Consider the following 11,221-nt stretch of genomic DNA (forward strand, 5'->3'; position numbering starts at 1 on the left):
TTAAACCTAAGCCATCTTTTTTTCAATTAAATAGATCAAGATATGAATGATCTTAATATGTACTTCTTGGATGCGATCGGCAAAACCGAAATGCGGTACACGAATTTCAACATCCGCTAGTCCAGCCATTTTTCCACCGTCTTTCCCTGTTAAGGCAATGACTTTAATGCCTTTAGATTTAGCAACATCAATCGCTTTTAGAATATTGCCTGAGTTACCACTGGTTGATAAACAAAATAACACATCACCACTGCGGCCAACGCCTTCAAGGTAACGCGCAAATATGTATTCAAATCCGTAGTCATTACCGACACAAGAAATATGGCTGGCATCTGAAATAGCAATCGCAGGATACGACGGACGATGTTCACGATAACGCCCCGTTAATTCTTCAGCAAAATGCATTGCATCACAATGAGACCCTCCATTACCACAAGCTAATACTTTACCTTCATTTTTGAAAGATTCCGCTAATAACGAAGCAGCATCTTCGATATTCTGTAAATTTTGTTGATCTGATAAGAATGCAGATAAGACTGTTTGTGCTTCTAACAACTCATCTTTAATTAATGATAAATTCATAATACCTACTTACATAATTGAGATTAATACCTTGGGTATAACTATCCACCAGCAGCTTGATGCCGGTGACGAATATTTTATTCTTCTAAACAAATCCTCTAAACAACTCTTTCAAAAAGAGCCTAATAACATATCGCTTATTAGCGCCACTTTCTGACTATAAATACATTCCATTGGTTAAGAGCTATTGATTAAGCTTGATTAATAAAACTTAATTAATTTCAATACAAACGAACCGAGCATTATAGCTTTTGATTATTGTAATCATTATTCATAGGCATTTTTCTGTATTAAATAGTCACCAAAGTTAAGCTTTGTGCTTTTTAAGTTCATTTTATTAAACTTAAAAAAGAAAAATTCTATCGTGGTTAATATAACTTATTAAGGTACTAATGACGTAAATTATTGTTATATTTTTAACTTTTATGAAGGTTTTAAGCCATTCAGAAAATTGTTTAATAGAAGAGTAACTTAAAGACAATAAATAATGGAGGAAGTTTAAGCAGAAACATAGTGGATAAACATATTTGAAACATTAGTGCATAAATGAGTTAGCTTTTAACTGGATCATTTATGCGCTAGGCATGTGTAAAGCACTCACATATTTATTGAGCGCCGATACTGAGTGACGCTTAGCCGTAGCTTAGCCCTAATTATAGGCGTTCAATATTTATAAGTTAATGAGATGCACTTCAGAGTTATCATCAGGATCTGCAAACTGTTGTTTTAATACTTTTTTAGACTCCATGTAAATTTCACCATTTTGAGCAATAGTAAAATGATCAGGTTCTATATTAAATTCTTTTTGATAAGCCATAACTAGCTGTAGAGAATGTGCTTTTTGTTCTTCACTTAACGGGGCACCGTCTAACCATTTTCCTGTTTCAACAGCAGTTGCTAGCTTCTGATAAAGCGCTGGAGTGATATTTTTTGCATAGTCATTTATATTTGCCACTGTTTTTGCCTTTTACTACTTTAATTTGAATGTGATGAAGTATATTTATTTGTTTGAAATTATCTAGTGATGTTTTTGTGGAGCAATAATTTTTTGCTGTTGGTCTACTTTTTATCTTTATCTTTAACTTTATCTTTAACTTCAACTAACAGTAACTAATGTTAGCAACCATTAGCTAACCCTTAAAAAGAAAAAGCCACTTATTGCTAAGCAGTTTACATAATAAATTAGATGTAAAAATTACAAATAAAAATCGCAAATAGTCATACGAAGCTATAAAAGAACACAAACCGTTATTTCTGACTAACGGCTTTAAATAACAATATTGAATGTGCTTTGGCATGAACAGGAATGTCTACTTTACTTGAATCTTCGACTAATTTACCGGTTGCACAACTGGTATCCAATGCCATAAACCAATCTTTGTTATCTGTTAATGCAGGCAACTCACAAGCAATTTGGTAAGTTGAAGCATTTAAAATTAAATACCAATGTTCACCTTCAGGATCTGCTTCACTTAACTCAACGGCAATGGCCTGTGAATTAGAGGCATGCCAATCTACTTCTTCCATTAAATAACCGTCGGGGTGATACCAGGTCACTTTATCGCTATTCTCATCGTTATCGTCGAGCAGCAAGTCACCAAATAAACGCGACTGTTTGCGTAATTCAATTAACTTAGAGGTAAATTCAAGCAAGGCGAAATCAGCTTCTGAACGATCCCAATTAATCCAGCTAATTTGGTTATCTTGGCAATACGCATTATTATTGCCTGATTGGTGATTCCCCATTTCATCACCTGCTAAAAAATGCGGGGTACCTTGAGACAAAAACAAGGTCGTAATCATGTTGCGTTTTTGCTTCTGTCTTAAGCAATTGATACGTTTATCTTTAGTCGGGCCTTCACAGCCATAATTGGCAGAAAGGTTATTTCCATGACCATCACGATTACTCTCGCCATTAGCTTGATTATGACGGTCTTGGAAAGACACTAAATCGTCTAATGTAAAACCATCGTGATAACAGATATAGTTAACACTAGTAGTATTACTTCGATTACTTAATGGAAAAAAGTCGTGAGAACCTATCAAACGTGTTGCCACTTCAGAGACTTTGCCTGTATCACCTCGCCAGAAAGAACGCATAGTATCTCGGTATCGATCATTACATTCTTTCCATTGTTCAGGAAAAGCGCCTAGACGATAACCACCTGGCCCAATGTCCCAAGGTTCAGCAATTAATACAACATCACTTAAAATAGGATCTTGTGATAAAGCTTTAAAAAAAGCGCTTTTTTCAGTAAATCCTTGTGGCTCACGCGCTAAAGTCACTGCCAAGTCGAACCTAAAACCATCAACTTGCATTTCAGTCACCCAGTAACGCAAAGCATCGAGTGTTATCTTTAATGACCAAGAAAAATCTAAATTAACCGTATTACCACAACCGGAATGATTACTATAACGCTGGAAGTCAATTCCCTGTTTATTACTTTCAAAAGTATAATATTGTCTATTATCAAATCCTTTAAAGCTTAATACGAGACCATCATTTCCAGACTCCGCAGTATGGTTAAACACAACATCTAAGATCACTTCAATATTAGCGGCATGTAACTCTCGCACCATGGTCTTAAATTCAGAAATCGCATCATATTGAGAATATCGCGTTTCCGGAGCAAAGAAATTAATGGGGTTATATCCCCAATAATTGGTTAACCCTAAACCACTTAAACGAGACTCACTGACAAAACTAAAAACAGGCATGATTTGTAAACTCGTCACACCTAATGATTGATAATGTTTGATACTTTCGGGATGTGACAAACCTAAATATTTACCGCGCATAGGTAAGGGTATATTAGGGTTTGTTTGAGTAAACCCTTTAGTATGGACTTCATATAAAATACGATCTTGATCGTCTATATTAGGTTTTTCACTGCCTTGCCATTCAAAGCTGTCATCAACCACAACCGATTTAGCGACATACAGATCATCAACATCACTCTGAGCTTGTACAAAACTGTGTTGCACTTTACTCAAGCATTTCGCATAAGGATCAATTAATAAATGCTTATTATTAAATAACATCCCTTTTTTAGGTTGATATTCACCATCAACTCGATAACCGTATTTTTGTCCCGCTTTAATGCCTTGTAAATGAATATGCCAAAGATGTGAATGAGAAACCTTTAGAAAATAACTGTCTATTTGATTGTCATGCTTATCAAAAAGACATAACTCAACACTTTTCCCGCCTTGACTATGCACTGAAAAATTACAGCCTTGCTGATCTAAAGTCGCTCCTAAAGGAAGGCTTTTCCCATTAGAAGTAGTGAATAGGTGCTTAGCATTAATGGTGGTTAGGTCTATTTTAATATCATGTTTTGACATTTAGACTTCCTTTTTCTTCAAATAAACTGATGATAATGGAGGTAAATTAACAACAATTGAATGGCCTTTGCCTTGCCAAGGGTAAGGTTCGCTGACAAACACGCCCATTAGATCACCCATTGAATAGTTGCTTCCCCAATAATATTCACTATCAGTATTGATAACGACTTCATATTGGCCAGCTTCTTCTACTGCCACACGGTATTTCTCGCGAGGCACAGGTGTAAAATTAGAAAGGCAGATAACATATTCACTTTTATCTAAATTATAGCGAATAAATGAGATGATGCTGTTGACACCATCACTATGATCCAGCCATTCAAAACCTTGTGGTTCATAATCTGATTCATACATGGCACAGTTATCTTTGTAAAAATGATTTAAATCAGCAATCAATTTTTGTTGGCCCTTATGTTTATCAAAAGCCAATAAGTCCCAATCTAAACTTTGATTATGATTCCACTCACGGCTTTGTCCGAACTCGCCGCCCATAAAGTTTAATTTTTTACCAGGGTGCGCATACATATATCCCATATAAGCACGTAAATTAGCAGCTGCTTGCCATTCGTCGCCTGGCATTTTATTCAACATACTTTTTTTACCGTGTACCACTTCGTCATGTGAAATAGGTAAAACAAAATGTTCGTTATAGTGATAAACCATCGCGAAGGTCATTTCATGATGATGGTATTTACGGTACATCGGATCTTGTTGAATATAGCTTAACGTGTCATGCATCCAACCCATGTTCCATTTAAAACCAAAGCCTAAACCGCCTTCAAAGGTTGGTTTTGAAACGCCACTAAATGCTGTTGATTCTTCAGCAATAGTCATGGCATTAGGGTATTGGCTATACACTTCTTCGTTAAACCATTTTAATAAGCTAATCGCTTCATAGTTATGATTGCCACCATCAACATTAGGTACCCATTCACCTTCTTCACGTGAGTAATCCCAATACAGCATAGAGGCAACTGCATCGACTCGCAGCCCATCAACGTGGAATTTATCTAGCCAAATAAGTGCACTAGCAACTAAGAATTGACGGACATTGTCACGACCAAAGTCATAAATGTAAGAATTCCAATCAGGGTGCCAACCACGCTTAGGATCTTCGTATTCATACAAAGGTGTTCCATCAAAACGCGCTAGACCGTGTGGGTCGGCAGGAAAATGTGCGGGTACCCAATCAACGATAATGCCAATACCGGCTTGGTGACATTGGTCAATAAAGTATTTTAAATCATCTGCATCACCAAAACGGCTGGTTGCAGCAAATAAACCGACGGGTTGATAACCCCAAGATCCATCAAATGGAAACTCTGATATAGGGAGTACTTCTAAGTGCGTGTAACCCATTTCAACTAAATAAGGTAATAGCTCCTCAGCAAGTTCACGGTAGCTAAGCATTCGCTCTACACCGTTTTCATTTTTACGTTTCCATGACCCTAAATGAACTTCATAAATACTCATCGCCGTAAAGCGTTTGTCACCGGTATGAGTATTTTGCCATGTTTGGTCATTCCACTGATAAGCATCATGATCAACTACTATCGATGAATGTGATGGGTATAATTCAGCTTGAAAACCAACGGGATCGGCTTTATGTGGTAAACGATTACCCATCGCATCTTTTAATTCAAATTTGTACGCACAACCAGCTGATAAACCAGGAATAAATAATACCCAATGACCACACCAACTTCGCTGCATGGGATGAATTTGCCCATTCCAATGATTATGATCAGAGATTAAACTAACACTACTCGCATTGGGTGCGTAAACAATAAAACGTACACCACAAATTTTAACGTCATTATCGACAATCGTTTTTAATTGTGCCCCAAGTGTATGATAAACATTTTGTGGTGCTTCATGTAATGTCGATAATCCTTCAAATGCAATATCATGAAATTGATAAGGGTCTACAAACTCATGTACATCATTTAGATATTTAGCATTTAATTGATAAACAAACTTATCAGTAACAGAAGGTAAACTAACTTCGAATAAGCCAGCATCATAAACTTTTATTAACTCACCAGAAAGATGCGAACCATCAAGCGCAGAAAATGAAACGGCTGTTGCTTCTGGTAACCAGACTCTTAATAAAAAACCTATACCGTTGGCGTTTTTAATTAAGCCTAGTTGTTCAAAAGGATTGGCTAATGTTGCTTTTTCAAGTTGGTTGAGTAACGTTAATTTTAATGGCATTGTATTGATTTCTTCGCCTACTTTAGGAGTTACTACATTTTTGACTGTTGTCTTCTTTACAGTTTTTTCTTTTGTAGCTACTTTCTTTACCGTTGGTTTCTTAGTCATATTAAATACCTAATTCGAAGTTTATCTAGCCTGAATTTAATTATTTAGCGCGCGCTTCTGTTAACGCTTTCATTAAATGCTGAATATCAGTATCAGTAAAAATAGCGTCTACGTCATGCGTTAACTTACGTTGCCAATTTCTGTATTCATTACTTGTTCCTGGAACATTAACGGGTTGATCCATCTCTAAGAAATCTTCAAGCTGCAAACTGAGCAATGAAGCACTGCCCGTTGCAAGGTGCTTTTGAAGTGCAAAATTTAATGCTTTATCCATACCCGTTGTATTCGCATCCAGATAAAGATCATCCGGTACGCTGTTATGGCCATGTAAACTATTTAAAATCTGTTGCTTACTTTCAACTCTATCTGCAAGTAATCGATTAAATACTTCATCATCAGGATACAGCCCTAGGGTTCTACCTAAATACAGATCTTCACAATGCCAGTAACCTTTAATCGTCGGCATGTCATGCGTCGATAATGTCGCCATTGCTTGTTGTATATAGTGTAAAGGAGAAATAAAACCACCATCGGGCGCTTGCTCAAAGAAAAATACTTTATAAGAATAAACGCCAGCCTCTTTTAATAAAACATCCATGCCTTCGGGTACGGTACCTAAGTCTTCACCAATCACTAAACATTGGTTACGTGTGCTTTCTAGCGCTAATATATTCAACATATCGTAAACATTGTAATAAATATAAGCCCCACTATCAGCGGTTGAACCTTCAGGTACCCACCATAATCGTAATAAGGCCATCACATGGTCGATACGTAAAGCACCACAATGGCTCATGTTAGATTGTAATAATTCAATGAAAGGTTGATAGCCCGACTTATATAGTTGATCTGGTGAAAGCGGCGGCAACCCCCAGCTTTGACCTAACGGTCCCAATACATCAGGTGGCGCACCGATACTAACATTTTCACAATACAAATCATGATTTGCCCAAATTTCGCTGCTACTTTTGCCTACACCAACTGCTAAATCTCTATATAAACCTAACGTCATTCCTAATGAACGAGCAAGTTCATCTGCTTCAGCTAATTGAGTCTCTGTAACCCATTGGCAATAGCTCCAAAATAATACCTCTTGTTCATTATCAGCTATCCAACATTGTGTACTTTCACTAGAAAATGATTGAAACTCTTCAGGCCAAGATGGCCACCCCCAAGAATCTTCATTCTCAGCTAAGAATTTAAATTGCAACGCATCATATGCTGCTTGTTGCGTTAATGAGTCCCCTTTCTGAGTAACAAACTCATGCAAAGAATCTAAACGTATTTGATTTTCTTTTTTACCATTTATTAATGTATCAAAAAGCGCCCTGAGCGCCTTCAATTTAACGGTGGTGACATTAACATAATCAACCCATTTCGAATCTCTCAGGTTTGATAGTTGTTGTTGGAATACAGATGTGGCTAACTCAGCTTGTAAAGCATCACAATGAGAAAATTCAGCTACTGCAGTGATATCGGTATACAGTATATTTAACCACTTACGTGATGAAGGGCTATATGGGCTCGCATTTTGTGGCTGTGATGGATTGAGTGCGTGAATTGGATTTAAGCCAATGAAGTCTCCGCCATTTTCAGCAGTTTTGATTAATAACTGTTTTAAATCAGAAAAATCTCCAATTCCCCAGTTATTTTGACTTTTCAAACAATATAATTGAACGCTTGTTCCCCAAAGCTTTTTACCGTCTTGTATAGCCGTTGGCGTAAAACAAGTTTCAGGAGTGATAATTAAAGACATTTCAGCCAATGGTTCATCATTGCCTTTTTCTAGTAAAGTTAATTGATGGTAACCAAGGGCAAGGGGAACTTCGATAGTCACTTCATATAATTGAAATTCGACATCAGAAATATCTTTGCAGCCTAATAAAGGAAAATCAGTGGCGGTAATTGTTTTATCAATTTGCAGACCATCTTCTGTGGTTATTCTATAAATCAAAGGGTCTGTTACAAAGTCGATAGGAAGATGAACTTCGAGTTGATATTCAGGAGCTTGTTGTAATACACAGACAGGCGCTAACAAAGATAACCAATGCTGTAACTCTTCCTGTTCATAATAAGCTGATAAAGCAGCATCGTCTGACGCATCGAATCCCATATGGTTAATGAGCGTTTTAACGTTTTCATCAAGCACGGTGGTGGGTTTACCCCAAGCATCAATAAAATTAAGATCAATACCTTTTAATTGCATAAATGAATCTAATGTTGAACTACTCATAATACACCTATATATATGGTTAATTTATTGCTGTTTTTAATCATTTAAAATGAGTATTTAACTAATACAGAATATTTGCAACGACTTAATCCATAAACAACCACGTATTAAGATATTTTTTTTATTAAATAAAATTAAATACTATTAATAATCATAGGAAATTTCGATTTAAACTTCTTTTGAGTACATTTAAAATATTCAAATAATAGGTTTTATTATTTTTAATCAACAATATAGTAGAATATGTGAAGTAAGATAACAGCTGTAAATACAATTCATGACATAGGGAACAAAAATGATTTCACATTTGCGACTTAAAACAACAAAAAATTTAAGCCCATCCATCAACATGCAAGTTGATGATAATGGTTTTGAATTTGTGGTTATCAATCATAAAAATTTCGACGCTACTTTTTCTCTTCATGGCGCTCATTTAATTCATTTCCAAATCAAACAACAAGCACCGCTTATCTACCTCAGTAAATCTACGCCTTATAATCACAGTAAAGCGATTAGAGGAGGTGTTCCTATTTGTTGGCCATGGTTTGGTAATACTGAAGAAAGTAAAAGTAAAAATTTACCTTCTCATGGATTTGCTCGAATTAGTCAATGGATATTATCCGCTGTTAATGAATATGAAACGGGTGTCGATCTTGAGTTTACATTGACGGCAACAGCTGAGACTAAAGCCATTTGGAATCATGACTTCTCATTGACACTTAAAGCCTCTTTATCTGATCATATTGAATTAAGTTTGGTAACTGATAATACAAGTAACGAAGACTTCACTTATGGTGGTGCGCTTCATACTTATTTACATGTCGCTGACAGTGGGCGTTGCTCAGTAGAAGGGCTTGCCGCTAGCTATAAAGACTCTCTAGATAACGGTAAACGTAAGAATAGCGATCAAATTTTAAATATTAACGGTTCAGTAGACTCAATCTATGATGCAAATGAACAAAAAATTGTAGTTAATGATGAAAGTAATCAGCGTAAGATAGTCATTAATAATAAAGGTAATGACTCAGTTGTTGTGTGGAATCCATGGATTGAGATAGCCAAAAAATTCGTAGATCTACCTGATGATGGCTATAAAACCATGTTATGTGTAGAGTCTGCAATTACTGCTAAACAAGGTGTATTAGTTAAATCAGGATGCTCTCACACACTTAAAACGGTTATAAAATAAATAATAACTTTCATAAATATAAAAATATTCACAAAAATTGAAATAAAAAAATCTATTTTATGAAATAAGGTTATGGAACTAGTTACAGTTAGCTATTGACTTAAGTAAAAAGCTAAAATAGTTCGAGAAATAATAGTTTAATGATGGTTTTCCTTTATTTTATGAGGAATTGCCCTTAATATGCCCTAGTAATTTAATTACTGTGATATTAGTTCAAAAATACAGTATCTTTTTTTAGAAAAACAATTAAGAAACTGTTTTGTGAGCTTATAACTTGACTAACATCAAGTCTTAGGTGCATTTGGCGCTTATAATGATGACAAGTTTAAAAAATCAAACCTCCATAAGGAACAATAAAATGACAATTAAAGTAGGTATTAACGGCTTCGGTCGAATCGGCCGTTTCGTATTCCGTGCAGCATGTGAACGTGCTGATTTTGAAGTTGTTGCAATCAATGACTTAATCGACGTTGAATACATGGCTTACATGCTTAAATATGACTCAACGCACGGTCGTTTCAACGGTACTGTTGAAGTTAAAGACGGTAACCTAATCGTAAACGGTAAAACTGTACGTGTAACTGCTGAACGTGATCCAGCTGACCTTAAATGGGATGCTGTAAATGTAGACGTAGTAGCTGAAGCAACTGGTTTCTTCCTTACTGACGAAACAGCTCGTAAACATATCACAGCTGGTGCGAAGAAAGTTGTTCTTACTGGTCCTTCTGGTGACGTTCCAATGTTCGTTAACGGCGTTAACTTCTCTGAGTACGCTGGTCAAGATATCGTTTCTAACGCTTCTTGTACAACTAACTGTCTAGCTCCTATCGCTAAAGTACTTAACGATAAATGGGGTATTGAATCTGGTCTAATGACTACTGTTCATGCAACTACAGCTACACAAAAAACTGTTGACGGTCCATCTGTTAAAGATTGGCGCGGTGGTCGTGGTGCTTCTCAAAACATCATCCCATCTTCAACTGGTGCTGCTAAAGCAGTAGGTAAAGTAATTCCTGCACTTAACGGTCTACTAACTGGTATGGCTTTCCGTGTACCAACTGCTGACGTTTCAGTTGTTGACTTAACAGTTAACCTTAAAACTGCAGCTACATACGAAGAAATTTGTGCAGAAATGAAACGTGCTTCTGAAAATGAAATGGCTGGTGTTCTTGGTTACACTGAAGATGACGTAGTATCACAAGATTTCATCGGTGAAACTCAAACTTCTGTATTCGATTCAAAAGCTGGTTTATCACTAACTGACAAATTCGTTAAAGTTGTATCTTGGTACGACAACGAAATCGGTTACTCTAATAAAGTTCTAGACCTAGTTGCACTTATTTCTAAATAAGTTTAATTAAATAGAATATTTGAAGCCTGCTATACGCAGGCTTTTTTGTGCCGGCAATAAAATACATTAAATTAAATGCATTAAATGGCATAGCAGAAAACAACGAAATCGAACTAAGTTAACACACGAAATAAAGTGCTAGTCCTAGTTGCACTTATTTCTAAATAAGTTTAATTAAATAGAATATTTGAAGCCTGCT

General features: G+C 36.1%; 7 protein-coding genes. 2 read left to right on the plus strand and 5 right to left on the minus strand.

What is annotated here, in order from left to right:
• Positions 1–6: 6 nt before the first annotated feature.
• The 5 genes from lpcA to malQ all read right to left on the minus strand — a co-directional run bounded on the left by lpcA (position 7) and on the right by malQ (position 8,482).
• The gene (lpcA, locus tag V6255_RS12950) at positions 7–582 is read right to left on the minus strand and encodes a D-sedoheptulose 7-phosphate isomerase (RefSeq protein WP_160062153.1); all 576 of its coding nucleotides are present in this window, start codon (positions 580–582) and stop codon (positions 7–9) included.
• 670 nt (positions 583–1,252) lie between these two features.
• On the minus strand, positions 1,253–1,537 hold the full coding sequence (locus tag V6255_RS12955) for a YeaC family protein (RefSeq protein ID WP_341628536.1): 285 nt from the start codon (positions 1,535–1,537) through the stop codon (positions 1,253–1,255).
• A 293-nt stretch (positions 1,538–1,830) separates the two neighbouring features.
• Positions 1,831–3,927: a glycogen debranching protein GlgX gene (glgX, locus tag V6255_RS12960; protein WP_341628537.1), complete on the minus strand. Its 2,097-nt coding sequence runs from the start codon at positions 3,925–3,927 to the stop codon at positions 1,831–1,833.
• Positions 3,928–6,141, minus strand: coding sequence for a 1,4-alpha-glucan branching protein GlgB (gene glgB, locus V6255_RS12965; protein ID WP_425355930.1), 2,214 nt, complete (start codon positions 6,139–6,141; stop codon positions 3,928–3,930).
• A gap of 148 nt (positions 6,142–6,289) precedes the next feature.
• Positions 6,290–8,482 carry a 4-alpha-glucanotransferase gene (malQ, locus tag V6255_RS12970; protein WP_341628539.1) on the minus strand — a complete coding sequence of 731 codons (2,193 nt, stop codon included), beginning with the start codon at positions 8,480–8,482 and terminating at the stop codon, positions 6,290–6,292.
• Positions 8,483–8,777: 295 nt separating this feature from the next.
• Here malQ and V6255_RS12975 point away from each other — a divergent pair, with 295 nt between their 5' ends.
• Positions 8,778–9,671: a D-hexose-6-phosphate mutarotase gene (locus V6255_RS12975; RefSeq protein WP_341628540.1), complete on the plus strand. Its 894-nt coding sequence runs from the start codon at positions 8,778–8,780 to the stop codon at positions 9,669–9,671.
• Between the two features lie 358 nt (positions 9,672–10,029).
• On the plus strand, positions 10,030–11,022 hold the full coding sequence (gene gap, locus V6255_RS12980; RefSeq protein WP_341628541.1) for a type I glyceraldehyde-3-phosphate dehydrogenase: 993 nt from the start codon (positions 10,030–10,032) through the stop codon (positions 11,020–11,022).
• Positions 11,023–11,221: the final 199 nt, after the last annotated feature.

Source organism: Psychromonas arctica, from assembly GCF_038155225.1.
In the GTDB taxonomy this organism is placed as follows: domain Bacteria; phylum Pseudomonadota; class Gammaproteobacteria; order Enterobacterales; family Psychromonadaceae; genus Psychromonas; species Psychromonas arctica_B.

Excerpts from the sequence above, each read along its gene's own strand:
- lpcA (WP_160062153.1), bottom strand. The coding sequence starts at position 582 with ATGAATTTATCATTAATTAAAGATGAGTTGTTAGAAGCACAAACAGTC.
- glgX (WP_341628537.1), bottom strand. The coding sequence starts at position 3,927 with ATGTCAAAACATGATATTAAAATAGACCTAACCACCATTAATGCTAAG.
- glgB (WP_425355930.1), bottom strand. The coding sequence starts at position 6,141 with ATGCCATTAAAATTAACGTTACTCAACCAACTTGAAAAAGCAACATTA.
- malQ (WP_341628539.1), bottom strand. The coding sequence starts at position 8,482 with ATGAGTAGTTCAACATTAGATTCATTTATGCAATTAAAAGGTATTGAT.
- V6255_RS12975 (WP_341628540.1), top strand. The coding sequence starts at position 8,778 with ATGATTTCACATTTGCGACTTAAAACAACAAAAAATTTAAGCCCATCC.
- gap (WP_341628541.1), top strand. The coding sequence starts at position 10,030 with ATGACAATTAAAGTAGGTATTAACGGCTTCGGTCGAATCGGCCGTTTC.